The organism is Arhodomonas sp. SL1 (genome assembly GCF_052060015.1).
In the GTDB taxonomy this organism is placed as follows: Bacteria; Pseudomonadota; Gammaproteobacteria; order Nitrococcales; family Nitrococcaceae; genus Arhodomonas.
In genome coordinates, this window is record NZ_JBPODZ010000011.1 from 54,431 (window position 1) to 77,976 (window position 23,546).

The window sequence follows — 23,546 nt, forward strand, 5'->3', positions numbered from 1 at the left end:
CGTGGGCCCGAAGGCCTCAACCGGTCGAGGTCTCCTCGGTGACCCATTGCAGGTAGCCGGCGAGGCCCGCGGCTATGGGGACCGCGATGATCTCGGGAAGTTCATCGGGGTGCGCAGCGCGGACCGCCTCTTCCAGTCGTGGAAAGACCTCGCGGGTGGTCTTGGCGAGCAGCAACAGCTCGCTGTCGCGCTGGATCTCCCCATCCCAGTGATACACCGAGGTCATCCCCGGCACGATGTTGACGCAGGCCGCGTGACGGCCGGCGACCAGCGTTTCGGCGATGCGGTCGGCGGCCTCCCGATCCGGGCAGGTCACCAGCGCCACCAGGTGATCGTCCGCCATGATGCACCTCCTTAGCCTGGACAAACTGCAATTGTACCACCGCACCCCTCGCCAACTATTGACTGCTGCGGTGATGTGACTATCATTAGCACTCACCTGAGGCGAGTGCTAACAAACGGCCTCGCCGGGCACAACCTACTCCAATGTTCCAGTGAACACGGCTTTAAGGAGACGTCCCGATGAATCTGCGTCCGCTTCATGATCGCGTAGTGGTCAAGCGCCAGGAGGAAGAGCGTACCTCCCCCGGCGGCATCGTTATCCCCGACACCGCCGCGGAGAAGCCGATCCGGGGCGAGATCGTCGCCGTGGGCAACGGCAAGCGCCTGGACAACGGCGAGGTCCGCCCGCTCGACGTCAAGGTCGGCGACAAGGTGCTGTTCGGCAAGTTCGCGGGCACCGAGGTAAAGCTCGGCGATGAGGATGTCCTCGTGATGCGCGAGGACGACGTCATGGCCGTGATCGAGGACTGAGCCGCCCGCCGGCAGCAACCATCCACCGAACACCGAATACAGAGGTAGAGAGCAAATGGCAGCGAAAGATATACGCTTCTCCGACGACGCCCGGCAGCGCATGATGACGGGTGTCAGCACCCTCGCCAACGCGGTGAAGGTCACCCTCGGCCCCAAGGGCCGCAACGTGGTCCTCGAGAAGAGCTTCGGCGCCCCCACCGTCACCAAGGACGGTGTCTCCGTCGCCAAGGAGATCGAGCTCAAGGACAAGTTCGAGAACATGGGCGCACAGATGGTCAAGGAGGTCGCCTCCCAGACCTCCGACAGCGCCGGTGACGGCACCACCACCGCCACGGTGCTCGCCCACGCCATCCTGCGTGAGGGCCTCAAGGCCGTCACCGCGGGCATGAACCCGATGGACCTCAAGCGCGGCATCGACAAGGCCACCCATCAGGCCGTCGAGGGCCTCGCCGAGCTGTCCAAGCCCTGCGACACCGATAAGGCCATCGCCCAGGTCGGCACCATCTCCGCCAACTCCGATGAGGAGATCGGCAAGATCATCGCCGACGCCATGAACAAGGTCGGCAAAGAGGGCGTGATCACCGTCGAGGAGGGCTCCGGCCTGGAGAACGAGCTCGACGTGGTCGAGGGCATGCAGTTCGACCGCGGCTACTTGAGCCCCTACTTCATCAACAACCAGCAGAGCATGTCCGCAGAGCTCGAGGATCCCTACATCCTCCTCTGCGACAAGAAGATCTCCAATATCCGCGAGCTGCTGCCGCTGCTGGAGAACGTCGCCAAGTCCAACCGCCCGCTGCTGATCGTCGCCGAGGACATCGAGGGCGAGGCGCTGGCGACCCTGGTGGTCAACAGCATCCGCGGCATCGTCAAGGTGGCCGCCGTGAAGGCGCCCGGCTTCGGTGACCGTCGCAAGGCCATGCTCCAGGACATCGCCGTGCTCACCGGCGGCACCGTGATCTCCGAGGAGGTCGGACTGACCCTCGAGAAGGCGACCCTCGACGAGCTCGGCACCGCCAAGAAGGCCAACATCACCAAGGAGGAGACCACCATCGTCTCCGGCGGCGGCCGTGCCGAGGACATCAAGGGCCGGGTCGACCAGATTCGCACCCAGATCGAGGATGCCTCCTCCGACTACGACCGCGAGAAGCTCCAGGAGCGCGTGGCCAAGCTCGCCGGTGGTGTGGCGGTGATCAAGGTCGGTGCCGCCTCCGAGATCGAGATGAAGGAGAAGAAGGCCCGCGTCGAGGACGCCCTGCACGCCACCCGCGCGGCGGTCGAGGAGGGCATCCTGCCGGGCGGCGGCGTGGCCCTGCTGCGCGTGCTGAAGTCCCTCGAGGGCCTCAAGGGCGACAACCACGACCAGGACCTCGGCATCGGCCTCGTGCGTCGTGCCGTCGAGGAGCCGCTGCGCCAGATCGTCACCAACTCCGGCCAGGATGCCGCTGTGGTGGTCAACGCCGTGCTCGCCCAGGAGGGCAACTACGGCTACAACGCCCAGACCGGCGAGTATGGCGACATGGTCGAGTTCGGCATCCTCGACCCGACCAAGGTCACCCGCACGGCGCTGCAGAACGCCGCCTCCGTGGCCGGGCTGATGGTCACCACCGAGGCGATGATCGCCGAGCACCCCGAGGAGAAGGACGAGGGTGGCGCCGGCGACATGGGTGGCATGGGCGGAATGGGCGGCATGGGCATGATGTAAGCCCTGCCGGCCTCCGCGCCGTGACAGAAAGCCCCGCCCCGTGCGGGGCTTTTTTGTGTCCGCCATGGCAAACTGGCGGCCATGGCCGAGCTGCCAAGACATCGCTGGGACCTGACCCCGGCCGAGGCCCGGGCGCTGCAGTGCCGGCTCGCCGGCCGGGTGCGGCTGGAGCCGGGGCCGCGGCGGGTGCGGACCATCGCCGGGGTGGATACGGGCTTCGAGGACGGCGGCGCCACCGCCAGGGCGGCGGCGGTACTGCTGGACTGGCCGGACCTGAACGTCATCGCCGACCACATCGCCCGCACCCCGACCCCCATGCCCTACGTACCGGGGTTGCTGTCCTTCCGGGAACTGCCCGCGGTGCTCGCCGCCCTGGAGGGACTGGACACTGCCCCCGACCTGGTGCTCTGCGACGGTCAGGGCATCGCCCATCCGCGGCGCCTGGGCATCGCCGCCCACCTCGGAGTGCTAACGGACCTCATCACCATTGGGGTGGGCAAGAGCCGTCTGACCGGCAAGTACACCGAGCCGGGCCCGCACCGCGGCGATGCCTCACCACTACTGGCCGACGGGGAGCGCGTGGGCACGGTGCTGCGGACTCGCGACCGCGTCCGAGCGCTGTTCGTCTCGCCGGGTCACCGCATCGACCACGCGGGCGCAGAGGAATGGGTCCTCGCCTGCTGCCGGGGTTATCGCCTCCCGGAACCCATCCGTCAGGCGGACCACCGGGCCTCCCGGCGGGGTCGGTTCAGAGCAGGCTGAGGGCGGCCACCGCGACGAGGCCGAGGGCGGTCGCCACCGCCACACCCACGACCATGCGCCGCAAGGCGGCGGACTCCCGGGACACCCGCTCCGCGATCAGGTTCTCCACGGCATCGCCTTGGCCAGCGGCACGCCCGTCAACGGCCTCGACGGCCTGCTCGTGGGCGATGCGCGAGGCCTCGTCCAGGAGCTCGCGCCGCAGCGTATCGCGCAGGGAACCGCTCACGCGCTCCTCCACCATGGGGGCGAGCCGCCCGGCAAGGCGGTCGCTCAATGTGGAGAGCAGCTCCTCGTCCTCAAGCCGCGTATCCACCGCCTGCTCGATGCGCCCGAGCGCCTCCGCGCTGGCCCGCTCGGCGACCCGTGGCACGGCCTCGTCCACCACCCGATCGGCGGCCTCGCGGCTGACCTCGCCAGCCAGGGCTGCCGTATCCGGAACCTCCGGGGCCTCCCCGGGGCCGGGTCCAGGCGCCTCCTCGAGGGCAGTGACACGGGCCTGCACCGGCTCCAGGGCCGCCTCCACCGCCGCTCGGATACGCGCCTCGGGCTCCTCGCCCAGGACCGCGGTAACGGCATCCCGCGCCGCGCGCTCCGACTCCGCGGCCACCAGCCGCCGCAGGGCCTCCTCCTCCATCGGGGCGGGTTGCGCCGGCGCGGCAGCCTGCGGGCCGAGGGTCGCGGTGCCCGACGCCACGTCGGCCTCCGTGGCAAACGCTTCGGCGGGGATCTCCGCCGCTCCGGCCTCGGCCCGATACGCCTGGACGGATTCCAGTACGCGCTCGAGGCCGTCCTCGCCGCTGGGCTTGATCAGGAAATCGACCACACCCAGGGACTTCGCCCGGGAACGGTCGTCGTCGCTGTCCTGGGAGGTGTACATGACCACCGGCACGTCGCCGGCACCGGGGTACTCATGGAGCTGGCGCGTCGCCTCGAAGCCGTCCATGTCCGGCATCATATAATCCATGAAGACCACGTCGGGGACGCGGTCACGGATATAGGCAAGCGCCTCGCCGCCGGTGGCCGCCTCATCGACATCAATCTCGTGCCGGCGTAGCAACCGAGTAAGCGCGACCCGCGCCAGGCGCGAGTCATCCACCACCAGGGCGGTTCCGATTGATTGTTCGCTCATTCTCTCCCCCCACGTCCCCGGACAGCGCTATTAGTAGCAAAGCCGGGAGGCAGGGGGCCAGCCCCGCGCCCCTCACAGGGGAACAGTGTCGCTATTCGGCACCCTCGCAGTGGTCGAGCTGACCGCGGAGCCAGAGCCGGCTCTCGTTGTTGCCATTGAGTGCGGCACGGTAGAACCAGCGGACCGCCATCTGCTCGTCGCGAGCCACCCCGCGGCCCTCAGCAAACATCACTCCGAGGTTGTGCTGAGCGGCGACACAGCCCTGGTCCGCCGCCGCCTGGAACCAGCCCGCCGCGAGCCCATCGTCGCGCTCCACGCCCTGACCCGTGGCATAGAGGAAGGCCAGGGCATGCTGGGCCTCGGAGAGCCCACGCAGTGCAGCCCGGCGGTAGAGCCGGGCCGCCTCGCTCAAGTCCACCCCCGTGGAGTCACCCATCTCCAGGCGACGACCGGCCAGATAATCGTTCCAGGCCTTGTCTCGATCTGCAGCCATCATTGTTCGACCCTATTATCCAATTCCTTCTGGTAGTTTCCCCATGCACTTTTGATGCCACCATTAGGACCGCCCTCGCAGCGAGTCAAAATATTGGAAATTCAGTGACATACAGGAACTCCGTTCCCTGGGGAAGGATCCGGCGGCGGCGCAACGATGACACCGCCGGTCAACAGGATAGCCGGAAGGTGACCGGATGTGACAGGCCGCCTTGCCGGAATACGGCGTATCACCGAACATGCCCCGCAGCGACGGACCAGGAGACCCGATGGCTGCAGACCGGAACACCAGCCCGTGGCGAGAGGCAATCCGCCTCTACACCGACCGCCCGGTAATCATCATGCTGTTCCTCGGCTTCTCCGCCGGGCTGCCGTTCATGCTGGTGTTCGCGACCCTGAGCGCATGGTTGCGCGAGGCCGAAGTGACCCGAACCGCCATCGGCTTCTTCAGCTGGGTGGGGATCACGTATTCCATCAAGATCCTGTGGGCGCCCATCGTCGACCGCCTGGGCCTGCCGCTGCTGACACGGCGACTCGGCCAACGCCGCGGCTGGATGCTCGCGGGACAGATCGGCATCGCCGCGGGCCTTGCCGGGATGAGCCTGTTGCAACCTTCCGAGGCGCTGACGGCGGTGGCGCTGCTGGCGCTGCTGGTGGCCTTCTCCTCCGCCACCCAGGACATCGCCATAGACGCCTTCCGCATCGAGTCCGCCCCCGTGCACCAGCAGGGCGCGATGGCGGCCACCTACCAGCTCGGCTATCGGGTGGCCATCCTGGTCTCCTACGCCGGGGCGCTGTACCTGGCCTCGGGCGTCGGCTGGCCCGCCACCTATCTGATCATGGCCGCGCTCACCGGCGTCGGCATGCTGGCGGTGGCGGCGAGCGCCGAGCCGGAGCGACGGACGGCGGCCTTCGCGCCCAGCCGCGAGGAGGTGGCAGTGGCCGATTTCGGCCACCGCCATCGCCGCTTGCCGCCGGTGCTCGCCCACCTGGCCACCGGCTTCGCCGGCGCGGTACTCGCCCCCATCGGCGACTTCCTGCGCCGCTTCGGTCCGGCGGCCATCGGCATCCTGGCGCTCGTGGGGGCCTTTCGCATCACCGACCTGGCCATGGCCAGCATGGCCAACCCGCTGTACATCGACCTGGGCTACAGCAAGGCGCAGATCGGCACCGTGAGCGGCATCTACGGCACCGTGATGACGATGATCGGCGCCTTCGCCGGAGGCTTCGCCGTAAGCCGGTACGGCCTGCTCCGGGCGCTGCTCGCCGGTGCCGTGCTCGCCGCGGCCACCAATCTGCTGTTCGCCTGGCTAGCGAGCACCGGCGGCGGGGTGTGGGCCCTCACCTCGGTGATCAGCGCTGAGAATCTGGCCAGCGGCCTGGCCGGCTCCGCCTTCATCGCCTGGCTGTCGAGCCTGACCACCGAGCGCTACACGGCCACCCAGTATGCGCTGTTCAGCTCGCTGATGACCCTTCCCGGGAAGTTCCTCAGCGGCTTCGGTGGCATCCTGGTGGATGCCCAGGGCTACGCAACGTTCTTCCTGGTCACCGCCGCCCTGGGCATGCCCGCGGTGGTGTTGATCCTGTGGCTGATGTACCGCGACCCCCGACCCGCCGCCACGGCGGCGGCCACCGCCGAAGAATGAGCAAGGAAACAGCGACCATGGAAAACGAATCCGGGACCCTCATCCGCCGCCTCGCCACCCCGCTCGCCGAGGGCAACTTCTGGCTCAAGCTCGTGGGCGTGCTGCTCATCGTCAACGGTGTGCTTACCGCCCTGACCATCGTCGGCCTGCTGATCGCCTGGTTGCCCATCTGGATGGGGGTACTCCTTTTCCAGGCCTCCGGGGCCATCTCCCAGGCGAGGGACCAGGGCGACGAGACGGCGATGATCCGCGGCCAGCAGCGGCTGCGTACGTTCTTCACCATAAGCGGAGTGCTGACGCTCATCATCCTGGTGATCTGGCTCGTCGGGATGGTGTTCGGGATCGGCGGGATGATGTTCGGCCCCGGAATGGGTCCGGGCGGGGGACCGCACGGTGGTTGGTAGGGATTGAAATCCGCTCGGACGGGCCCGATCTCCGCGCCATGGTGCCGTGTACACCGGCATTGAGCCCGGCTATGCCGACGATGCGGAGCATAAATTTCCGTGACGGGGCCCAGTCCCTTATCGTCCTACAGGGTCGGGTATCCCCCTTCGAATCCTTAGGTAGAGGCGCGTGACCATGAGCGACGCGAAACACTGCAAGCTGCTGATCCTGGGCTCCGGTCCCGCCGGTTACACCGCGGCGGTGTATGCCGCCCGGGCGAATCTGGAGCCGGTGCTGGTCACCGGCATGGAGATGGGCGGGCAGCTGACCACCACCACCGATGTGGACAACTGGCCCGGCGATGTCGAGGGCCTGCAGGGCCCGCAGCTGATGGAGCGCATGCAGGCCCATGCCGAGCGCTTCGGCACGGAGATCGTCTTCGACCACATCAACGAGGTCGATTTCCGCGAGCGTCCCTTCCGGCTGACCGGCGACACGGGCGCCTACACCGCCGACGCGGTGATCATCGCCACCGGCGCCACCGCCAAGTACCTCGGCCTGGAATCCGAGGAGCGCTTCATGGGCAAGGGCGTGTCCGCCTGCGCCACCTGCGACGGGTTCTTCTACAAGAACCAGGACGTGGCGGTGATCGGCGGCGGTAACACCGCCATGGAGGAGGCGCTGTATCTCTCCAACATCGCACGCAAGGTCACCATCGTCCACCGCCGAGACCGCTTCCGCGGCGAGAAGATCCTCCAGGACCAGGTCTTCAAGAAGGCGCGGGAGGGCAACATCGAAATCCGCTGGAACGCCACCCTCGACGAGGTGCTCGGCGATCAGTCCGGCGTGACCGGCGTGCGCTTGAAGAGCACCGAGGACGGCTCCACCAGCGAGCTAGCGGTGACCGGGGTGTTCATCGCCATTGGCCACAAGCCCAACACCGAGCTCTTCCAGGGTCAGCTGGACATGGCTGGCGGCTATATCCGGGTCAACAGCGGCCTCGAGGGCAACGCCATGGCCACCAGCGTCCCCGGCGTGTTCGCCGCCGGCGATGTCATGGACCATGTCTATCGCCAGGCGGTGACCTCCGCCGGCACCGGCTGCATGGCCGCGCTGGATGCGGAGAAGTACCTGGACGCCCTGGAGCTCAAGGCGGACACCACGGCCAGCAAGTCGGAGGCACCGGCATGAGCGCGGAGAACACCATCCACGCCGAAGACCTTGCCCTCTACCATCACGAGCTCTGCGGATTCTGCCTGCGGGTCCGTGCGGTGCTCGAACGCCTGGGGGTATCGGTGGAGATGCGCGACATCCGCCGTCACCCGGAATACCGCCAGGAGCTCATCGACGGCGGCGGCCAGGCGATGGTGCCGTGCCTGCGCATCCACAACGAGGACGGCGACGACACCTGGCTCTACGAGTCCGCGGACATCGTCGCCTACCTCATCCGTCGCTTTGGCGAGGCGGAGCAGCACCGAGCCTGAGCCGGGTCAGGACTCCAGCGTCAGGTCGTAGGTCAGCGTCAGCGGGGCGTGGTCGGAGAATCGCGCCCCCTCGTAGACCGCCGCGGCCTGCACCCGATTCGCCAGGTCCGGGGTGATCACCTGGTAGTCGATGCGCCAGCCCGTGTTGTTGGCCCAGGCCTGGCCGCGATAAGACCACCAGGTATACTGCTCCGCATCGGGCTCCACCACCCGAAAGGCATCCACCAGCCCCACCTCGTCGAACAGGCGGTCGAGCCAGGCGCGTTCCTCCGGGAGAAAGCCAGAGTTCTTCTGGTTGGAACGCCAGTTACGGAGGTCCAGCCTGGTGTGGGCGATATTCCAGTCGCCGCAGATGATGTAGCTACGGCGCCCGTTACGAAGCTTCGCGAGATACTCGAGGAAGGGCTCCATGAAGGCGTACTTGAAGTCCTGGCGGTGGTCTCCGGAGGTACCCGAGGGCATGTAGAAGGAGACGATGGCGAGATCGCCGAAGTGCGCCTCGATCCAGCGCCCCTCCCGGTCGATCTCCGGGAAACCCACCTCGCGGATCACCTCGTCCGGCTCGATCCGGCTGTACAGGGCGACACCGCTATAGCCCTTCTTCTCCGCATCCTTGAAGTAGGCGTGCCAACCGTCCGGGAAATACGTGGCATCGCCGGCGAGCTGCTCGTACTGTGCCTTGGTCTCCTGGACGCAGAGCAAATCCGGGGCGTCGTCAGCGAACCAATCGAAGAAGCCCTTGCGCGCCGCCGCGCGGATGCCGTTGAGGTTGGCGGTGCTGATGCGGACCGTCATGGGCGCCCCCTAAAGCCTACTCGCGGTCCGCGATCATACCAGACTGCCGTACCGCTACCCGCTCAGCCGTCCAGCTCCGGGTAATGCCGGAAGATGCCGTCCTCGTTGAAGGGGATGCGCCGCGGCGAGGCGAGATAGGCGCCGATGCGCGGGCGCTCCGCCACCCGATCTTGGAGGGCCATGACTCGTGGGTGGTCCGGCTCCAGCCGGGCCATCGCCCGTGGGAAGGCATAGCGCAGCCCGGCGATGACCTGAAACAGCGAGAGGTCTGCAGCCGTGAGGTCATCTCCGACCAGGAAATCGCCCCCGGCCGGATTGGTGGCCAGCACCCGCTCGAAGTAGGCGAGCCACTTCGGCAATCGCGCCGAGCGGAACACCTCCGCCCGGCGCTTGGACGCCGCCCGCTGCTGCTCGTAGTACAGCGTCGCCCCCACCGGGTGATGGGTGTCGTGGATCTCCACCACCCAGTCGGCAATCGTCAGCTGCAGCTGATGCGCCCACAGGCGACCGAACTCGTCCGAGGGCGCGAGGCCGTGACGATCACCGAGGAAGAGGAGGATGTTCGCCGTCTGCGCGATCAGGTGGCCCTCGACCTCCAGCACCGGCGGCGCAAAAGGGATCTCCGCCGCCCCCTCGCGCCTCAGCACCTCGGCAACGGCCTCGAAATCCGCACCGTCGCCGCGGCGACCTACGTCCTCATAGTCGGCCCCCACTTCCTCCAGCGCCAGACGGATGAACTCCCCCCGGCCCTCGATGGTAGGCCAGTAGTACAAACGATAGCCCATGGCATGCCTCTCCGCGTCGTGACCCGCATCGCCCGACAATGCCAGAGCATTGCACGCCGCCGGAAGCTTCACCACCTGCCGCCCTGTCCCCCGCCCACCGCGAGCGGCTATAATGCGGCGCCGACGGGGCCTGTAGCTCAGTGGTTAGAGCAGGGGACTCATAATCCCTTGGTCGCTGGTTCGAATCCAGCCGGGCCCACCATAATAATCAGTCGGTTATAGCATTCCCAGAAAGGAACCCATCCAGAAAATCACCGCTCAGGGTCACCGCCAGGGTCACCACGGATCACTGCTACCCCGCTTCGGTGCCTTGAGGCGCCGGCCTGCAATAGCTAGGCTCAACCCGCCACCCTCGCCCTGGAAGGCGCCGATGAACCGACACGGGAAGTCAGGCGGTATGCGGCGGTGGCGCCTCACGCCACCGGCCGGGCGGTTGGGTTCAGCTTCGGACTTGGACGCTCGCCACGGACCCGCCACCGATCCGCCGGTGTAGCTTTCCCAGGCCCCAGGCGATGGCAAGCGTGATCGCGGCGACCGCGGCCTTGATGCCGAGTGCGGCCCAGTAGGCCGGCGGAACATCACCCGGCGCTGTCAGCCACGACAGGGCGGGCAGCATCAACGCGACTTGTGCCAGGCCGAGAAGGGCCGCAACGATCTGTAGCCCTCGAACCAGGACGCGGAACATTCCCTTCATTTCTCCCCCTGCCCTTTATTGCCCGCCGCGAGAGCAGCGGCCCCGGCGGCGAGTGTCAGTCCGGCGATATACACGGCCAGCGTCCGATAGGCGACCATGGCGGTGACCCGTTCTGAGCTCCCCAGGGCGGGCGGGTCCAGCAGGAAGGCATGGCCGGCGTGGATCAGTCGGCCGCTTACTTCGAAGTAGAACGGCGGCCACAGCACCAGTGCCACGGCGGCGAGCGCGTAGACCACCAGGATGAAGCGCTGCGCGGAAGTAAGATGCGGCATCGTGACCTCCGTGTCTGGCGCGGTGGCGTCCTACCGCTCGTGCCCGACTTCCTGGCGGGTCTCGGGGTCTCCGTTCCCTTCGCCGCGCAGGATGCGCCAGTCCTTTGTGCCCAACTCAAGCCGTGGCGCGGGTTCCTTATCCCTGGCGGTCACGAAGAACCCGATCACCGCGGCGATCCCGGCCATCACCGGCGTGGCGATCACGAAGAAGATCACGAAGAACCCGACGCCGATGTAGCCCCACTGCCCGAAGAACGCGAGCATCAACAGGGCGCCGTTGATGGTCCAGACGCCGAGTCGAAACGCCACGTACACGGCGGTAGCGATCAGGGATAGCGCCACGGGAATGGCGAGGATCACCAGCAAAACCAGGGCTACCGGGTCCATGTCGTTCCCCCGTCGTCCGTGTGCCCGTTACTCAGGATAGACGCCCAGGGATCGGTATGCCCGACCTGGAGCGAAAAAGCCCCGCCATGGTGCGGGGCTTCAGGACGGAGAAGGAGGGGAGTCCCGATCAGGCCGCGTCGGTGAGATCGAGGCGGGCGGCGAGCTCGCCGCGTATGCGGGCGAGGTCATCGTAGACAGAGGGCCTGCTGATGCCGACGATCTCGGCGACCACCCGCATCGGCGGGCGCTGGACGTAGTGGACGACCGCCACCTTGCGTTGCCGCTCCGGCAGCAATGCCACCACGCGGTCCACGGCGTGAACCTGCTCCGGCCAGTCGCGGCGGAATGCCTCGCGCTTCGACCGCGGGGATGCCGGCGGCGCGTTGATTTGAACCCCCGTGACGGGCTTGCGGCGCCCCCGGCGGACACTGCGCCGTCGCATCGCCTTATAGATCGTGCTCTCCCGCGGGTAACCGGCGGGGCCCGGTGAGGATTCGCGGCGCTGGTAGCGGCCCCACTCGGCCAGAAGCGCCTCGGCGGTGTCCTCGAGAGCGTGATCTTGCGCCATCGGGTGCGGCTCCTGTCGCTGGACGGCCGGCCCCGGGGCGGGGCCCTGCCGACCATGATAGCGTTGGTGGGGTAGCGCGTGGATCAGGCTGCCTCACTCTCCGCCGCGAACACCTCGGCCGCTTCCAAGGCCTCGGCGAAGGGCCGGGTATGGCAGGCCTGCACGACGCCGGGCGCCATGCGCTCCACGTCCCCCCAGAACCGGGCCTCCGGGATGGCATCGACAAGCCGGCCGCGGGCGTCGGTGCGCGGATCCGCGCCGTGCTCCAGGGCCAGGGTGATCGCCTGGCCGAAGGTCATGTAGTCCAGCGACTTGAAGACCTCCGGCGCGATCCGGGCGACCTCCGCCCATGATGATGCGCCCACCATCCGGGTGAGCTTGGCACGCACGGCGATCTCGCGGGCCGCCTCGGCGTTCTCGTGCGCGTCGCCCGGGGCGAAGAAGGCCGCCACCGCTTCGGGGCATACTTGGCGCCCTTTGGTCTCCAGGGTCTCCACGCCGAGCAGGTGCCGGAGCTCGGCGACGCTCTCGCGGTACTCCTCGGCGTCCATCGGAATGGTGGCGGTGTGGTCGTTGGTGATGCTGGCGGTGTTCTGCATGGTTCCCCCTGTGCGTTCTTACTCGTCGTCGAAGTAGCGGCGGCGCCCCTGCGCGTCCAGGGCCTCCACCGTGTTCCCCTCGGCCTCCGAAATGATGGCCTCAAGCGTGGCCCGCTGGGTCTCGCCCCGGTGGCGGGCCAGCCGCGCCAGGGCGGCTTTTGCGTGGGCGCTCACCACCATGTTGATGCGGTCGGCGGTGCCTTCCTTGAGTTGCCGCTGTCGGTAGGCCCGTTGGCGTTCAGCGTCGCTCATTGCCATTGCTTGCCTCGTTACGCAGTAACAAATGTAGTTCCGTTACGCAGTCACGTCAAGGGTACAATGTGTGCAGGCCTGATACAGGAGTCGAGGCGATGAAAGACGACGAGCGCAGGCGGTTGTGGGTCCAGTGGCAGAAGGCCCGGGCTCGGTGGCTCCAGCAGTGCCGCGAGGCGGGGACGGAACCGGGGCCACCGCCGCCGATGCCGCTGGAGGTCCGGGGGCTGCGGTGCGGGGTCACCACGAGAACAGGCCATCCCTGCCAGCGCCGCGACCTCGGTGCGGGCGGTCGGTGCCGGCTCCACGGCGGCCGCAGTACCGGGCCCCGGACCCCGGAGGGCCTTCGCCGGGTGGCTGCGAATCTGCCCGGCCCCAGACCCCATGGAACAGACAGGGTTTGATACACTGTCGTCATCATGGATTCGTTCGCCCTGACGATGGGCGAGCGTCACGAGAAGCCCGCACGGTGCGCCCTGCGGGCTTTTTTCGTTATGAGGATGCCGAACATGCCTGCGACCGCCGAACAGGCTACGCCCCGCTTCGCCATCGTTCCCCTGGAGGGCGAGGCTCGCCCATCGTTGTGGGAACGTGTGGCGCCGTTCGTGGCCAACGTGAACCCGGGCGACTGTCTGCCCGACACCATCCGCGAGCTGCTGGAGGATGATCGCGTCATGGTCTGGGCGGTGATCCGCGACGACGGCACCACCCTCGGCACGTGCGTCACCCGGATCGAGGCAGTTCCGGCGGGGCTGGCGCTCCATGTCCTCACTGTGGCGGGCCGGGACATGGAGCTCTGGGCGCGCCAAGCCATGGCGATGGCGCAACAGGAAGCCGATGAACACGATTGCCAGGAATTGCGCATCTCGGCAGGGCCTGACGCCGCGGACTTCATGGCGGACTACGGCCTTCACCCCTGGCGGGTGGTCTACAAGCAGGAGGTCAAGAAATGAAGGTCTACGAGAAGCTGGTCATCGACATGACCACCGGGGAAGTCCTCGAGGAGGTCAGCTATGACTACGAGGGTCCGGTGGCCGCGTGCAAGGGCGGTGGCGACGCGGAGGTCAAGGAGACCGAGGACGAGAAGGTGCTCGCCCAGGTCGGCAAGCAGCAGTGGGAGCGCTACAAGGATGTGTTCGCCCCGCTCGAGAACCAGTACATGGACCGGGTGCGGATGGGCGAGCCGGAGCGTGCCCAGGCCGAGGGAGTTGCGAACGCCGCCGTCCAGCAGAACTACTCGGGCCAGCCGGACCAGATCACCGGGCAGAGCATCGAGCGCGGCGCCGGCATGGAGGGCGCCGGCGTCAGTGCGTTGCAGTCGAGCGCCCTCGACCGGGCGGCCACCCAGGCGATGACCGGCGTGAATGCCCAGCAAAACGTCAGCGATGCCCATTACGAGGGTCTGGAGTCGGTCATCCAGCTCGGCCGTGGCAAGTCGGCGAGTGCGGTCCAGGGAATGAGCAACATAGCCGCCCGCTCGAACCAGGAGGCCGTCAACAGCGCGTTGCAGGACTTCGAGCGCCGGCGCAGTAACGTCAACGCGGCGGCATGGGGTGCTGGGAACATCACGTCCGCGATGATGAGCGCCGGCGGTGAACCCGGCTACAACAGCCCGGCCACGCGGCGCAGCCCCTCGGTCATCAATGACCCGGGCGCTCGTGATTACCACCAGGGCGGGGGGTATCGCGGTTCGGGTTTCTGATCGCGACCCCGTACCCACCCATTCGCGGCCGGTTCCCTACTCGGGGGCCGGCCGTTTTCGTTCAGGAGGCAGCGAGCAATGGCACAAGGGGCATTGGCGTCCGCGGCGGGCGCCTTTCAGCAGGGCTACCGGTTCCACCAGGACATGCGCGACCGCGAGCGAAAGCGCGAGGCCAACCAGGAGGACCGGCAGTGGCTGCGCGAGAAGCGGCGCATGGAGCGCCGGCGCTTCGACACGACGATGGATCAGGTCGAGCGCGAGCGCAATCAACAGCAGCTCCAGCAGACGTGGGGCGGGATCGCGCACGCCCTAGAGAACGGCCAGGCCCCGGACCCGCAGTTGCTTGAGCAGGCGAACGAGCTCTCCGACGGGCAGGTGATGCGCGCCTTTCGCAACGTGTGGTCGCCGGGCAAGCGCCAGGCCATCGACGTGCTAAAGGGCGGGATTCAGGGCGAGGTCAACGACCCCAAGCAGATCGCCAATGCCGCCAACCTGGTCTTGCAGCCGGAGCTCTCCGAGGGCGTGGGCGAGAGCTTCCAGGGCGAAGACGGCAAGGAGTGGACCATCCGGCGGAAGTTCGTACAGGGCGTGGTGCCGTCTCCCGGTGGGGATGGCGTGATGCTCGACCTCGCCGTCGAGGCCGTCGATGACGAGGGCAACCGCAAGGTCTACGGGGCCCCGGCCACCGACGGGCGTAGTGCGGGCGGAGAGGACAACATGGTCCGCAACATCCCGCTCGATGACGTGGTCAAGAAGCTCCGCGGCATGGACAACCTCGCGGCGATGGTCGAGAGCAACGACCAGCTCCGCGGCCAGCTCGAGCAGATGGCGATCTCCCAGGGCGTGGACCCGGAGGTGTTCACAGGCAACGAGGGCGAGTTCAGCTACGAGGAGTTCAAGAGCGGCGACCAGATCGAGACTTGGGTCCTCGGCCCTGGCGGTGAGCCGGTGCGGCGCATTTCGACCGCTCCGCGCTGGAAACCCAGCAAGCCCACCGCGAAGGAAGAGGAGGTTCAGAACCTAGTGGACCGTGGCGTTCCCGAGGAGTGGGCCACGGACGTGGCGAACGGCAACGTCACCACCGAGATGGACGACTTCGGCAATGTCATCGCCACGAACCGCGCGACCGGCGAGGTGCGCAACCTCGGCCGGCCCGGACAGGAGGGAGACCAGCGCGGAGCCGAGGGGAGCGGACAAGGCGGTGGACGGAGCGCCCTGGAGTCCAGCGGGCAGGGGCAGCCCACGGGCGCCGCACAGCAGCCCCGGGGCCAAGGCGACGATGCGAGCGTCTTCGCCGACGTGGCCGAGGGGACCGGGCCGCTGTCGAACATCCGCAGCGCGATCAGCGGCGTGGTCGGCCCGTTCGTGGACGGTGCGCTATTCCCCGACACCGAACGGGCCCGCAGCGCCCTGCGGAACTTCAACCAGACCGCCAAGCAAGCCTTGGTGAACTCCAATCGCTTCCCGGTCTATGAGCAGAAGATCGTCGCCGAGCTCCTGCCGGATCCGAACCAGTTCTTCAACGACCCCGACGCGGCCCGCGAGCGCCTGCTGGAGCTCCGCGACTTCCTTGAGCGCAAGCGCCAGCGGAATCAGGAAAGTGTCGAGGCCGGCAACATCACCTCGAAGCGCCGCGCCGCGCTTGCTGATCAGAACGATGTTCTAGAGAGCGTGATCGACCTCATGGGTAGCCCGGAGGGCGGCGGCCCGCAGGGTGGCAGCCAGGCCGGCGCCAGGAACGGACAGCGCGGCGGGGCGGACGTGCCGATCTCGCAGATGAGCGTGGACCAACTCGATGCGCTGGACCCCTCACAGCTCTCCGACCAAGAGCTCATCGAGGCAAGCCGGCGGTATCGGCAGATCCGAGGAGGTGAATGATGGCAGCCGTAGATCCGTTCGCCGAGGAGCTGCGCCGCCGGCGCGGCGTGGAACCCGAAGAAGCCCAGGCCGACGAGGCAGTGAACACCGAGATCGCCGAGGCTCGGCGGTCCCTGGAAGCCATCGAAGGCGGCAGAGAACCGACCGACGGCGGAGAGTCCGCCGCACCACCGGCGCGAATGAATGCCGCTCCTGCGGACACACAGACCGCACAGCGCGAGGAACCCGGAAGCGGCCCCGACCCCTTCGCTACCGAGTTGCAGCGGCGCCGCCAAACGTCAGAACGCGAGCGCAGCGGTTCCAGCGACGAGGGCGGCATCCTGGAACAGGCCGGCCGCGATTTCGTATCCGGGGCCAAGTCCTTCGCCGGCGGGGCGCTCGACGTGATCGGGATGCCCGCCGATCTCCTGAACACCGCGCTCGGTGCGGTCGGTGCCCCCGAGATCCCAGGCGACAGCGAGGACCTGCGCGAGCTCGCATCGGACTACGGGGTCGCCTACGAGTGGGACGAGGAACCGAACACCGTGGGCAACCGCGCCTCGCGGATCATGGGCGGCAGCGCCATTCCGTATGCCGGACTCATCGGCCGCGGTGCGCAGCTCGCCCGCACCGGAGCGGCGGGCGGGGGATTCGTGGACGATGCGGCCCGCACGGTCGCCACCCGCCCCGGGCCCGCCGCGGCTGCCGAGGGCGCGTCCATCGCTGGAGCCACCGCGGGCGGCGAGACCGCTGAGTGGATCATGCCCGAGTCAGAGCTGGCGGAGGCGCTGGGCGAGCTCGCCGGCGGCTTCACCCCGGCGGCGGTTACCGGTGGCCCCACCGCTCAGTTGGCGAAATGGGCGGGGCGGAAGGCAAAGAAGGGCGCGTTGTCATTCACCGAGACCGGCGGCAAGGTACGCGCCGCTGATCGGATGCAGCGTGCCGCCGCGGACCCCGATGCCGCCGCCGCCCGGGTGGGCGGTGACGACACGCTGTCGGAGGCGCCGCTATCGCCGGCGCGCCGGAGCGGTGACAGGCGGCTGCTCAGCATTGAGCGCAGCGTCGCGGAGGCGGATCCCGAATTCGACGAGCGCCTATCGCGCCAACTCTCCGAGGCCAACCGGGTAACCCGCCGGGCGGCCACGGACCTCGACGGCGACCCGGCCCGCGCCCGGGAACTGCTCGAGAACCGCCGCGAACACCTGCTCGACACCCTGGATCGGCGGGCCGCCCAGGCGGCCGATGAGGCTGACGAGGCAATACAGCGCCTCGACCCCGACGCATCCCCGCGGGAGATCAGCCAGGCCGCTCGCTCCCGCGTCGAGAACGCGCTGGACGATGCCCGGCGGACGGAAACGGAGCTGTGGAGCAGTCTGGACCGCGACGCCCCGGCCACGCTCTCCACCACCCGCCGCACGCTGCGCGCGGAGCTCGCGAATCGGTCCAGGTTCGATGATCCCGAGGACGTGCCGCAGTGGCTCACGAAGGCCATCGACGAAACGGAATCGCCGATCCTCGGCCCGGACGGTAAGCCGGCCGGCAGCGAGGGCGTGACCTTCGGCGATGTCCACGCCCTGCGGCAGCGGGTGGGCTCGGCCCTGGCGGAGGAGCGGGCAAAACCGGCGCCGAACCGAAGCAAGGTCCGCATCCTCTCGCAGACGTATGACTCGCTGCTGGATGACATGGCAAGCGCCGAGGGCCAGGGCAAGGCCCTGGAATCCGCGCTCGCGTATTCGCGCAAGCTCAACCAGCGATTCCGCCAGGGGACCGTCGGCCGCCTACTCGGCTTCGAGCGCCGGGGCGGGCCGGCCGTGGACCCCGCGGATACCCTGCGCAAGATCGTCGGCGGGCAGGCGTCCGGCACCCAGGCGCGTGAGTTCCTGGAGGCCGCGCCCGAGGCCCGGCAGGACGTGGCGAATTACCTACGGGCAGCGTTCCTGTCCCAGGCCACCGAAGAAGGCACCGTGAACCCACGGGCGGCCCGGGCGTTCCGGCGGAAGCATGGGGAAGTGCTGGACCAGCTCCCCGAGCTCAAGGCTGAGCTCAGTGACGCAGACCGCATGGCGCGGGCCGCGAAGCGGTTCAAAGCGCGGGCCGGCAACGCCCGGCGCCTGGCCTACAACCGCAACAAGTCCCGGGCTGCGCTGTACCTGGACGGCGCACCCGGCGAGGAATGGGACCGCGTACTCCGCTCTAAGGAGCCGGCAAAAGCGGCCCGGGCGCTGCGTCGCAAGATCGGCAAGGACCCCAAGGCACGCCAGGGCCTGAAATCGAGCTTCGTGGAAACGCTTATGCGCCGCGCGGAGGCTGGCGACGTGGCCGACGACGGTACCCGGTTCGTTTCCGGCCGGCGGTTCCGGCGGCTGCTCGAAGACCACGAGGACGTGGCGGACGCGCTCGGATTCACCGACGCCGAACGCCGGCGCCTGGAGCGCATCGCGACGACCTTTGAGCGTATGGAGACGCGGCCCCGGTCTGGCGAGCCGGTGATGGACGACATGCCGGGCGAGATTGCCTCGCTCATCGCCCGCCTGATCGGCGCGAAGTCCGGCCAGCGCATGGCCGACGGCATGGGCTCGTCACTGGTGATGGCTCAGCACTTCAGCCAGCGTATGCAGCGCCTGTTGGGGCGGATTACGCGGGACAAGGGCCGGGAAATCATCGCCGCGAGCATGGATGATCCTGAGCTGTTCCGGGCGCTGATGACCAACGCCCGAGAGCATCCCGAGGATGCGCGGAAGGCGGTGCAGCGGATTAATGCATGGCTCGTCGGGCAGGCTTCCCAGGCTGCCCGCGGCGAGGACAGCGACCCCGAGGGCAGCACCTGGCGCGAACTTCAAGCCGAAGCGAAGCGGCGCGGGCTGCCGGCGCAGGGTAGCCGGCGGGAGCTCATCGAGCGGCTGGACGGAGCCGAGGCGGCGCCGTAGGGACGGAAAAGGCGGGGGCAGGCTACTCCGTGCCCCCGCTGTCGCCCACGCGGGCCGCCTCACTCGCCTTGATCCGTCCCGCTGGCGTGGACTCCGGCGCCTGAGCAATGGCTTCCAGGAACTCGCGCATCGGGTCCCCGCGCTGTCGGTTGTCCTGCTCGTACATGCCGAAGTGCTTCATGAGCTTGTCCAGGGCGGCCACCTTGTCGGATAAGCGGTACTTCAACACCTGCCCCACCTCGACCTCGCTATTTCCGATTCTCGCCACCTCCAGGGAGTGAATCGCGGCTGCGGTGGCATCGTCGAGTTCCGTGACTGCCCTTGGAGTGCCATCCGCGTGGAACAGCTTGCGCGGGTCCATCAGGCCGATTCTGGCAAGCTCCCGCACCACCGTGTCCGCGTTCACCTCAAGTCGCCGTTCCCGCTCCGCCTTCAGCTCCGCGATGCGTTCCGCGACCGCGGGCTTGCCGAGGAGCTGATGCCCCACCTGTCCGGCGGTTTTCAGGCTGTACCCGGCGCGGATGGCGGCCTGGCTGGCGTTCAGGTCCACAAGGTATTCCCGCGCGAAGGCCTCCTGTTTGTCCGTGATCCGTGCCATCGCTGTAGCTCCTCCGCTTGAAGATACTTGAAAACGGCCCCGCCGGAGCGGGGCATCGTTGGATCACGCCAAGCCATTCGCTCCGAGGATGCGGTTCGCACTTCGCACGCGGTTGCCTGGTTGCATCTGACGATGCCGTTGCGCCTCCACGGCCTTGTCCAGCTCCGGCAGCTCGGCCTCAAGGTCCCGCAGGATACGGCGCTGGCTCAGCAGGTCCACCAGGTCGTCGATGCTCGCCTCGCCCTCGAGCAGCGCCTGGCGGGTGTCCGGGATGCGTTGGTGTAGCTCCTGTTCCCACGCGCTCACCTGCCGGCCTACCTCGTTACGCCGCCGCTCCATCGCGTCGGCGAGCGCCTGGATTTCCCGAGCCTCCGCCTCGGCTGATTCGATGGTCTCTATAGCCTTCACCACGGCTCGCTGTTGCTTGGGCTTCAAGCCCTCGAAGGTCTCCCGCTGTTCCGCGGTGAAGTGCTCTGGCGGCGCCAGGGTCTCGTCAGTCTCCATCATCGCTTTTCACCTCTCGTATCGTCACGTTGATCGCTCTCGCGGAGTTTCTGGGATAGGTGCGCGCGATAGTTGATCTCGCAGCGCCGGCAGCGCGACGCACCGGCGGGCGCGAGTACATCCTCGTCGCGGAGATGGCCGCCGCTGCACGATATGCGCACGTCCCAGCCACCGGCCCCGTCTGGCAGCAGGAACGCAGCGTGTGCCACCTCGCCGAAGCGTAGAACCCAGCCGTAAAACCGACGCGAGATCACCGGCAAGCGGATCACAGCGTTGCTCATGCCTGCAGATCTTCCGCGATCCATTGCACCGACACCCCCGGAGCGTACACACCCAGCAACACGCCCCGGGCCGCGGCCTCGTCGATGAGCGCGGACTCCTTGCCGCGGGTGGTAACAGCCGGCCGTACCCGCGGCGTGCCGGACCTGTCGCGGTACACGGCGCAGGGTCGGCGGTGTAAGGCGATCTCGGCGGTGATGGCTGCGGCGAGTGTTTCCGGTTCCTGGTGGGCCTCCGTCATATCTATGCGACCTCCTCGTAGTGTTTCAGATCTCGGTCGAGCCACCGCTGATGCCGGGCGTCAAAGTGAAGACGAGCAACGCCCGGGGGACCGTGCCGGTTGGCGCGAATCAGGAACTCGGCCTCACAAGGATCGGCGTCGGGCAAATAGACCCAGTGCCGGTAGAGAAACGCGATTACGTCCGCCTCCTGCTCGATCTCGCCTGAGTCGCGTAGGTCTGCGGGCTGCGGCCGTTTGTCCTCACGCTGTTCTACGGCGCGGGAGAGCTGGACCAGCAGGACCACGGGGATGTCGAGATCCCGGGCGAGCGTCTTGAACGCGCGGGCCATTGCTCCCACCGTCAGGTCGCGGCGCTCGCCCGCGCTGTCCGGCTGGAGGCGCTGGAGGTAATCCACCACCAGCAGGTCCAGGCCGTGACGCCTTTGCCAGCTCATCGCCTGCCGGCGGATGCGTCCGGGGGTCACGCCGGCCTTGTCGAGGATATGGATGGGGAGCTCGGCGAGCCGGCTCGAGGCGGCGGCAAGGCGCTGTTCCTCGCTGTCGGTGAGCTCGCCAGTCTGCATCCGGCTCGCATCCACGCCAGCGGCTGCGGCCAGCCAGCGGGCCCCGCACTCCGGGGCCGCCATTTCCGACGAAGCAAAGCCAACCCGGTGGCCGGATCGCGCGGCGTTCGTTTGGAGCGACAGCGCCCAACCCGTCTTGCCCATCTTCGGGCGGCCCCCTACTACGTACAGGCGCCCACCCCGGAGCCCGCCCAGCGCCCGGTCAATGTCGCGGAATCCAGTGCTCACGCCAACGGTGCCGCCCTGGCGGCGGGCCTCCCGTGCCTCACTTACTGCCCCCAGGGTGTCCGCCATCACATCGGCCATCGACCAGTCCCCTGCGTCGCCACGGCTGGCAGAAAGCGCGGACAGAAGTCGATCCGACAGGGCGTCGGGATCGGCACCGTGAGCCTGTGCCGCCGTGGCTGTGTCGCGGCATAGCCGCTGTACGGCGCGCAGACGAGCGGCCTGGCGAATGCTCGCGGCGTAGTGTTCGACGTTACGGGGGCTGCCCTGCGCCTCCGCGATCCTTGCGACCAGCGCGTAGTCACCGAGTTCGTTGCCGAGGGTCGGCCCGTCTACCGCGGCACCGCGGGCGGCGAGGGCCTGCATCGCGGAGAACGCCCGATGGCCTTCCCCGGTGCTGAACTCCTCGGCGGACAAGTCCAGCTCCAGGATGGCCGACGGATCGAACAGCAGCGCCGCGAGGATCGCTTGCTCGTCTTGCCTCATCCCTGGCCCTCCCGTGCCGAGAAGTCCACGAGCGTGTGGTCACCCCATCCGCCCGTGGGGTGTTGGCGCTTCCGGTCATCCGGCGGCGGATCTGCCGACCAGGACTCGCGCCAGTGCTCATCCGGGCCAAAGAACGTGGCGGTCTGCATTACGTACGGCGTCCCCTCCTTGCTGCGTGCGCGTACGTAGCGAGCGTAGCGCCCCACGCCGGCCTGTAGATCCTCGGCCGGTATGCCTGCCTTCCGCCGGGCCCTCCAGGCCTTTAACGCCTTCGCTTTCGGGTTCCCGCCGTCCCGTTTCGGGTACAGCGACCAAGCCTGCTCGAACTCCTCGGGGTAGGCCGCTCGGTTCGGTCCGGATCGTTTGGCCTCCTCGCCGGCCCCGGAAGGGGCCGAAGTAGTTCCCTTCCCTTCCATTCCCTTCCCTTCCCCCATTGAGTCATCAGTGATTGTTCCGTGATCGTTCACTGAATCCTCAGTGAGCGGGGGGCAGCTGTCGCCGGGGGCGCCGTCCCATGCGATCTCCCGGGTGGCGATCTCGCTAGGTCGGGGGCGGTTTACGCGCTGGTGCCGCTGGAACGTGGGAATGTGACCATACCGCTTCCCATCGGAGCCGGTGCCGAGCCGAATGAACCCGATGGCTGCGAGCCGAGTGAGGGATTCCTGAACGCTCACTGAGTCTTCACGGAGCGGGCAACACGCGGCCTTTACGAGCTTCGGATTCGCGTTGAAGTAGCCCTCATCATCCGCATAGTTGAGCAGCGCCGCCGCCAGCATGTGGGTTTCCGGCGGAAGTTCGCTCAGGTCCTCGTGCGTCCAGAATCCAGGCTTGATGGTGCGTATCCTGCCCATCAGTCGCCCCTCCCCGCTGGGATCTCCGGCGCGGTCAGGGCGGCGTGGACGGCCCGCCCCGGTTCCACAGGTTAAGGCCGTGAGAGGTGGTATTTGCGGCCTTGGGGCTCTGTCGGATCAGTGACTTAAGCGTGGCGACGGCGGGAGCCGTGTTGTGCCAACTCTACGTTACTGGCGCGTTGATTGAGAGCTGTTGAGTAGCTACCATGCGATGCCATGTTCATACGCGCCTCTCGCTCCCAGGGACGGACCTACCTGCGGCTGGTGGAGGGCTACCGGGATGAGAACGGGCGCACCCGTCAGCGCCAGATTGCTCAGCTCGGCCGCGCCGATCAGCTCACCGAGGACAAGGTCCGCAGCCTGATTCGCGGCTTGCGCCGGCATACGGGGATGCCCGAAGTTCACCCCGAGGCGGTGGGGTTCGATCCGGCCCGCTCGCTGGGGCCGACGTGGCTGCTCACCGAGCTTTGGGGCGAGCTGGGCTTCGAGGCGCAGCTGCGGCGGCTGTTTCGCTCCTCCTACCGCGAGTTCGATCTTGAAGCGGTGGTC

General features: G+C 67.9%; 29 protein-coding genes, 1 tRNA gene and 1 pseudogene. 14 read left to right on the top strand and 17 right to left on the bottom strand.

Annotated features, from left to right (window positions below; all coding sequences use genetic code 11):
• Window positions 1-16: 16 nt before the first annotated feature.
• Window positions 17-343 (bottom strand): divalent-cation tolerance protein CutA, encoded by a 327-nt coding sequence (gene cutA, locus ACQ754_RS13875; protein WP_440997632.1) that lies wholly within the window; start codon window positions 341-343, stop codon window positions 17-19.
• Between the two features lie 179 nt (window positions 344-522).
• Between cutA and groES the strand changes: the two genes are divergently transcribed.
• The 3 genes from groES to nfi all read left to right on the top strand — a co-directional run bounded on the left by groES (window position 523) and on the right by nfi (window position 3,277).
• Window positions 523-813 carry a co-chaperone GroES gene (gene groES / locus ACQ754_RS13880; RefSeq protein WP_440997633.1) on the top strand — a complete coding sequence of 97 codons (291 nt, stop codon included), beginning with the start codon at window positions 523-525 and terminating at the stop codon, window positions 811-813.
• A gap of 55 nt (window positions 814-868) precedes the next feature.
• On the top strand, window positions 869-2,515 hold the full coding sequence (gene groL, locus ACQ754_RS13885) for a chaperonin GroEL (protein ID WP_440997634.1): 1,647 nt from the start codon (window positions 869-871) through the stop codon (window positions 2,513-2,515).
• Between the two features lie 81 nt (window positions 2,516-2,596).
• Window positions 2,597-3,277, top strand: a complete 681-nt coding sequence (gene nfi, locus ACQ754_RS13890) for a deoxyribonuclease V (RefSeq protein WP_440997635.1) — start codon at window positions 2,597-2,599, stop codon at window positions 3,275-3,277.
• On the opposite strand, the gene ACQ754_RS13895 is transcribed toward nfi, so the two are convergent.
• Window positions 3,264-4,406 carry a response regulator gene (locus tag ACQ754_RS13895; protein ID WP_440997636.1) on the bottom strand — a complete coding sequence of 381 codons (1,143 nt, stop codon included), beginning with the start codon at window positions 4,404-4,406 and terminating at the stop codon, window positions 3,264-3,266. The two genes, nfi and ACQ754_RS13895, sit on opposite strands and share 14 nt — an antisense overlap.
• A gap of 91 nt (window positions 4,407-4,497) precedes the next feature.
• A complete protein-coding gene (locus ACQ754_RS13900) occupies window positions 4,498-4,899 on the bottom strand; it encodes a tetratricopeptide repeat protein (RefSeq protein ID WP_440997637.1) in 402 nt (133 codons plus the stop codon).
• 268 nt (window positions 4,900-5,167) lie between these two features.
• On the opposite strand from ACQ754_RS13900, the gene ACQ754_RS13905 reads away from it, so the two are divergent.
• From ACQ754_RS13905 to ACQ754_RS13920, 4 genes are all read left to right on the top strand, one after another.
• Window positions 5,168-6,544 (top strand): AmpG family muropeptide MFS transporter, encoded by a 1,377-nt coding sequence (locus tag ACQ754_RS13905; RefSeq protein WP_440997638.1) that lies wholly within the window; start codon window positions 5,168-5,170, stop codon window positions 6,542-6,544.
• A gap of 17 nt (window positions 6,545-6,561) precedes the next feature.
• Entirely contained in the window at window positions 6,562-6,948 is a 387-nt protein-coding gene (locus ACQ754_RS13910; protein WP_440997639.1) for a DUF5362 domain-containing protein, read from the top strand.
• Window positions 6,949-7,123: 175 nt separating this feature from the next.
• Window positions 7,124-8,119, top strand: coding sequence for a thioredoxin-disulfide reductase (gene trxB / locus ACQ754_RS13915; protein ID WP_440997640.1), 996 nt, complete (start codon window positions 7,124-7,126; stop codon window positions 8,117-8,119).
• Window positions 8,116-8,412 carry a glutaredoxin family protein gene (locus ACQ754_RS13920; RefSeq protein ID WP_440997641.1) on the top strand — a complete coding sequence of 99 codons (297 nt, stop codon included), beginning with the start codon at window positions 8,116-8,118 and terminating at the stop codon, window positions 8,410-8,412. Before trxB ends, ACQ754_RS13920 begins: the two co-directional genes overlap by 4 nt.
• A gap of 6 nt (window positions 8,413-8,418) precedes the next feature.
• Here ACQ754_RS13920 and ACQ754_RS13925 read toward each other — a convergent pair whose 3' ends face one another.
• Both ACQ754_RS13925 and ACQ754_RS13930 read right to left on the bottom strand, forming a co-directional pair.
• Window positions 8,419-9,207, bottom strand: a complete 789-nt coding sequence (locus ACQ754_RS13925) for an exodeoxyribonuclease III (protein WP_440997642.1) — start codon at window positions 9,205-9,207, stop codon at window positions 8,419-8,421.
• A 62-nt stretch (window positions 9,208-9,269) separates the two neighbouring features.
• On the bottom strand, window positions 9,270-9,992 hold the full coding sequence (locus ACQ754_RS13930) for a glutathione S-transferase (protein ID WP_440997643.1): 723 nt from the start codon (window positions 9,990-9,992) through the stop codon (window positions 9,270-9,272).
• Window positions 9,993-10,118: 126 nt separating this feature from the next.
• Here ACQ754_RS13930 and ACQ754_RS13935 point away from each other — a divergent pair.
• Window positions 10,119-10,194 (top strand) — tRNA-Ile (locus tag ACQ754_RS13935).
• 237 nt (window positions 10,195-10,431) lie between these two features.
• Here the strand turns inward: ACQ754_RS13935 and ACQ754_RS13940 are convergent.
• The 6 genes from ACQ754_RS13940 to ACQ754_RS13965 form a co-directional block, all read right to left on the bottom strand.
• Entirely contained in the window at window positions 10,432-10,677 is a 246-nt protein-coding gene (locus tag ACQ754_RS13940; protein WP_440997644.1) for a hypothetical protein, read from the bottom strand.
• A 5-nt stretch (window positions 10,678-10,682) separates the two neighbouring features.
• On the bottom strand, window positions 10,683-10,958 hold the full coding sequence (locus ACQ754_RS13945; protein WP_440997645.1) for a hypothetical protein: 276 nt from the start codon (window positions 10,956-10,958) through the stop codon (window positions 10,683-10,685).
• A gap of 30 nt (window positions 10,959-10,988) precedes the next feature.
• Window positions 10,989-11,345, bottom strand: coding sequence for a hypothetical protein (locus tag ACQ754_RS13950; RefSeq protein WP_440997646.1), 357 nt, complete (start codon window positions 11,343-11,345; stop codon window positions 10,989-10,991).
• Window positions 11,346-11,472: 127 nt separating this feature from the next.
• Window positions 11,473-11,913 carry a hypothetical protein gene (locus ACQ754_RS13955; protein WP_440997647.1) on the bottom strand — a complete coding sequence of 147 codons (441 nt, stop codon included), beginning with the start codon at window positions 11,911-11,913 and terminating at the stop codon, window positions 11,473-11,475.
• Window positions 11,914-11,996: 83 nt separating this feature from the next.
• Window positions 11,997-12,512 carry a hypothetical protein gene (locus tag ACQ754_RS13960; RefSeq protein WP_440997648.1) on the bottom strand — a complete coding sequence of 172 codons (516 nt, stop codon included), beginning with the start codon at window positions 12,510-12,512 and terminating at the stop codon, window positions 11,997-11,999.
• 18 nt (window positions 12,513-12,530) lie between these two features.
• Window positions 12,531-12,770 carry a RepB family protein gene (locus ACQ754_RS13965; RefSeq protein WP_440997649.1) on the bottom strand — a complete coding sequence of 80 codons (240 nt, stop codon included), beginning with the start codon at window positions 12,768-12,770 and terminating at the stop codon, window positions 12,531-12,533.
• 200 nt (window positions 12,771-12,970) lie between these two features.
• Between ACQ754_RS13965 and ACQ754_RS13970 the strand changes: the two genes are divergently transcribed.
• The 5 genes from ACQ754_RS13970 to ACQ754_RS13990 all read left to right on the top strand — a co-directional run bounded on the left by ACQ754_RS13970 (window position 12,971) and on the right by ACQ754_RS13990 (window position 19,250).
• A complete protein-coding gene (locus ACQ754_RS13970) occupies window positions 12,971-13,168 on the top strand; it encodes an HGGxSTG domain-containing protein (RefSeq protein WP_440997660.1) in 198 nt (65 codons plus the stop codon).
• Window positions 13,169-13,273: 105 nt separating this feature from the next.
• Entirely contained in the window at window positions 13,274-13,717 is a 444-nt protein-coding gene (locus tag ACQ754_RS13975) for a hypothetical protein (RefSeq protein ID WP_440997650.1), read from the top strand.
• Entirely contained in the window at window positions 13,714-14,466 is a 753-nt protein-coding gene (locus ACQ754_RS13980) for a hypothetical protein (protein WP_440997651.1), read from the top strand. The genes ACQ754_RS13975 and ACQ754_RS13980 overlap by 4 nt, the downstream gene beginning before the upstream one ends.
• Before the next feature lie 78 nt (window positions 14,467-14,544).
• On the top strand, window positions 14,545-16,344 hold the full coding sequence (locus ACQ754_RS13985; protein ID WP_440997652.1) for a hypothetical protein: 1,800 nt from the start codon (window positions 14,545-14,547) through the stop codon (window positions 16,342-16,344).
• Window positions 16,344-19,250: an SAP domain-containing protein gene (locus tag ACQ754_RS13990; RefSeq protein WP_440997653.1), complete on the top strand. Its 2,907-nt coding sequence runs from the start codon at window positions 16,344-16,346 to the stop codon at window positions 19,248-19,250. The genes ACQ754_RS13985 and ACQ754_RS13990 overlap by 1 nt, the downstream gene beginning before the upstream one ends.
• A gap of 22 nt (window positions 19,251-19,272) precedes the next feature.
• Here ACQ754_RS13990 and ACQ754_RS13995 read toward each other — a convergent pair whose 3' ends face one another.
• From ACQ754_RS13995 to ACQ754_RS14020, 6 genes are all read right to left on the bottom strand, one after another.
• On the bottom strand, window positions 19,273-19,848 hold the full coding sequence (locus ACQ754_RS13995) for a terminase small subunit (RefSeq protein ID WP_440997654.1): 576 nt from the start codon (window positions 19,846-19,848) through the stop codon (window positions 19,273-19,275).
• Window positions 19,849-19,911: 63 nt separating this feature from the next.
• Window positions 19,912-20,355: a hypothetical protein gene (locus tag ACQ754_RS14000; RefSeq protein ID WP_440997655.1), complete on the bottom strand. Its 444-nt coding sequence runs from the start codon at window positions 20,353-20,355 to the stop codon at window positions 19,912-19,914.
• Complete coding sequence (locus ACQ754_RS14005; protein ID WP_440997656.1) at window positions 20,352-20,633, bottom strand: hypothetical protein; 282 nt, start codon at window positions 20,631-20,633, stop codon at window positions 20,352-20,354. Before ACQ754_RS14005 ends, ACQ754_RS14000 begins: the two co-directional genes overlap by 4 nt.
• A complete protein-coding gene (locus ACQ754_RS14010) occupies window positions 20,630-20,872 on the bottom strand; it encodes a hypothetical protein (RefSeq protein WP_440997657.1) in 243 nt (80 codons plus the stop codon). Before ACQ754_RS14010 ends, ACQ754_RS14005 begins: the two co-directional genes overlap by 4 nt.
• Window positions 20,873-20,874: 2 nt before the next feature.
• A complete protein-coding gene (locus ACQ754_RS14015) occupies window positions 20,875-22,146 on the bottom strand; it encodes a replicative DNA helicase (protein WP_440997658.1) in 1,272 nt (423 codons plus the stop codon).
• Window positions 22,143-22,997, bottom strand: a complete 855-nt coding sequence (locus tag ACQ754_RS14020) for a hypothetical protein (RefSeq protein ID WP_440997659.1) — start codon at window positions 22,995-22,997, stop codon at window positions 22,143-22,145. The genes ACQ754_RS14015 and ACQ754_RS14020 overlap by 4 nt, the downstream gene beginning before the upstream one ends.
• Before the next feature lie 216 nt (window positions 22,998-23,213).
• Between ACQ754_RS14020 and ACQ754_RS14025 the strand changes: the two are divergent.
• Window positions 23,214-23,546, top strand: a pseudogene (locus ACQ754_RS14025) (IS1634 family transposase); the annotation flags it as partial.

What these genes read in the sequence shown, in the direction of transcription:
- nfi (WP_440997635.1), top strand. Translation starts at nt 2,597, where the DNA reads ATGGCCGAGCTGCCAAGACATCGCTGGGACCTGACCCCGGCCGAGGCC.
- ACQ754_RS14010 (WP_440997657.1), bottom strand. Translation starts at nt 20,872, where the DNA reads ATGACGGAGGCCCACCAGGAACCGGAAACACTCGCCGCAGCCATCACC.
- ACQ754_RS13905 (WP_440997638.1), top strand. Translation starts at nt 5,168, where the DNA reads ATGGCTGCAGACCGGAACACCAGCCCGTGGCGAGAGGCAATCCGCCTC.
- ACQ754_RS13970 (WP_440997660.1), top strand. Translation starts at nt 12,971, where the DNA reads ATGCCGCTGGAGGTCCGGGGGCTGCGGTGCGGGGTCACCACGAGAACA.
- ACQ754_RS13940 (WP_440997644.1), bottom strand. Translation starts at nt 10,677, where the DNA reads ATGTTCCGCGTCCTGGTTCGAGGGCTACAGATCGTTGCGGCCCTTCTC.
- ACQ754_RS13990 (WP_440997653.1), top strand. Translation starts at nt 16,344, where the DNA reads ATGGCAGCCGTAGATCCGTTCGCCGAGGAGCTGCGCCGCCGGCGCGGC.
- groL (WP_440997634.1), top strand. Translation starts at nt 869, where the DNA reads ATGGCAGCGAAAGATATACGCTTCTCCGACGACGCCCGGCAGCGCATG.
- ACQ754_RS14020 (WP_440997659.1), bottom strand. Translation starts at nt 22,997, where the DNA reads ATGGGCAGGATACGCACCATCAAGCCTGGATTCTGGACGCACGAGGAC.
- ACQ754_RS13900 (WP_440997637.1), bottom strand. Translation starts at nt 4,899, where the DNA reads ATGGCTGCAGATCGAGACAAGGCCTGGAACGATTATCTGGCCGGTCGT.
- ACQ754_RS13980 (WP_440997651.1), top strand. Translation starts at nt 13,714, where the DNA reads ATGAAGGTCTACGAGAAGCTGGTCATCGACATGACCACCGGGGAAGTC.
- ACQ754_RS13965 (WP_440997649.1), bottom strand. Translation starts at nt 12,770, where the DNA reads ATGGCAATGAGCGACGCTGAACGCCAACGGGCCTACCGACAGCGGCAA.
- ACQ754_RS13955 (WP_440997647.1), bottom strand. Translation starts at nt 11,913, where the DNA reads ATGGCGCAAGATCACGCTCTCGAGGACACCGCCGAGGCGCTTCTGGCC.
- ACQ754_RS13930 (WP_440997643.1), bottom strand. Translation starts at nt 9,992, where the DNA reads ATGGGCTATCGTTTGTACTACTGGCCTACCATCGAGGGCCGGGGGGAG.
- cutA (WP_440997632.1), bottom strand. Translation starts at nt 343, where the DNA reads ATGGCGGACGATCACCTGGTGGCGCTGGTGACCTGCCCGGATCGGGAG.
- trxB (WP_440997640.1), top strand. Translation starts at nt 7,124, where the DNA reads ATGAGCGACGCGAAACACTGCAAGCTGCTGATCCTGGGCTCCGGTCCC.
- ACQ754_RS14000 (WP_440997655.1), bottom strand. Translation starts at nt 20,355, where the DNA reads ATGATGGAGACTGACGAGACCCTGGCGCCGCCAGAGCACTTCACCGCG.
- ACQ754_RS13975 (WP_440997650.1), top strand. Translation starts at nt 13,274, where the DNA reads ATGCCTGCGACCGCCGAACAGGCTACGCCCCGCTTCGCCATCGTTCCC.
- ACQ754_RS13995 (WP_440997654.1), bottom strand. Translation starts at nt 19,848, where the DNA reads ATGGCACGGATCACGGACAAACAGGAGGCCTTCGCGCGGGAATACCTT.
- ACQ754_RS13945 (WP_440997645.1), bottom strand. Translation starts at nt 10,958, where the DNA reads ATGCCGCATCTTACTTCCGCGCAGCGCTTCATCCTGGTGGTCTACGCG.
- ACQ754_RS13950 (WP_440997646.1), bottom strand. Translation starts at nt 11,345, where the DNA reads ATGGACCCGGTAGCCCTGGTTTTGCTGGTGATCCTCGCCATTCCCGTG.
- ACQ754_RS13920 (WP_440997641.1), top strand. Translation starts at nt 8,116, where the DNA reads ATGAGCGCGGAGAACACCATCCACGCCGAAGACCTTGCCCTCTACCAT.
- ACQ754_RS13910 (WP_440997639.1), top strand. Translation starts at nt 6,562, where the DNA reads ATGGAAAACGAATCCGGGACCCTCATCCGCCGCCTCGCCACCCCGCTC.
- ACQ754_RS13895 (WP_440997636.1), bottom strand. Translation starts at nt 4,406, where the DNA reads ATGAGCGAACAATCAATCGGAACCGCCCTGGTGGTGGATGACTCGCGC.
- ACQ754_RS13960 (WP_440997648.1), bottom strand. Translation starts at nt 12,512, where the DNA reads ATGCAGAACACCGCCAGCATCACCAACGACCACACCGCCACCATTCCG.
- groES (WP_440997633.1), top strand. Translation starts at nt 523, where the DNA reads ATGAATCTGCGTCCGCTTCATGATCGCGTAGTGGTCAAGCGCCAGGAG.
- ACQ754_RS14015 (WP_440997658.1), bottom strand. Translation starts at nt 22,146, where the DNA reads ATGAGGCAAGACGAGCAAGCGATCCTCGCGGCGCTGCTGTTCGATCCG.
- ACQ754_RS13985 (WP_440997652.1), top strand. Translation starts at nt 14,545, where the DNA reads ATGGCACAAGGGGCATTGGCGTCCGCGGCGGGCGCCTTTCAGCAGGGC.
- ACQ754_RS13925 (WP_440997642.1), bottom strand. Translation starts at nt 9,207, where the DNA reads ATGACGGTCCGCATCAGCACCGCCAACCTCAACGGCATCCGCGCGGCG.
- ACQ754_RS14005 (WP_440997656.1), bottom strand. Translation starts at nt 20,633, where the DNA reads ATGAGCAACGCTGTGATCCGCTTGCCGGTGATCTCGCGTCGGTTTTAC.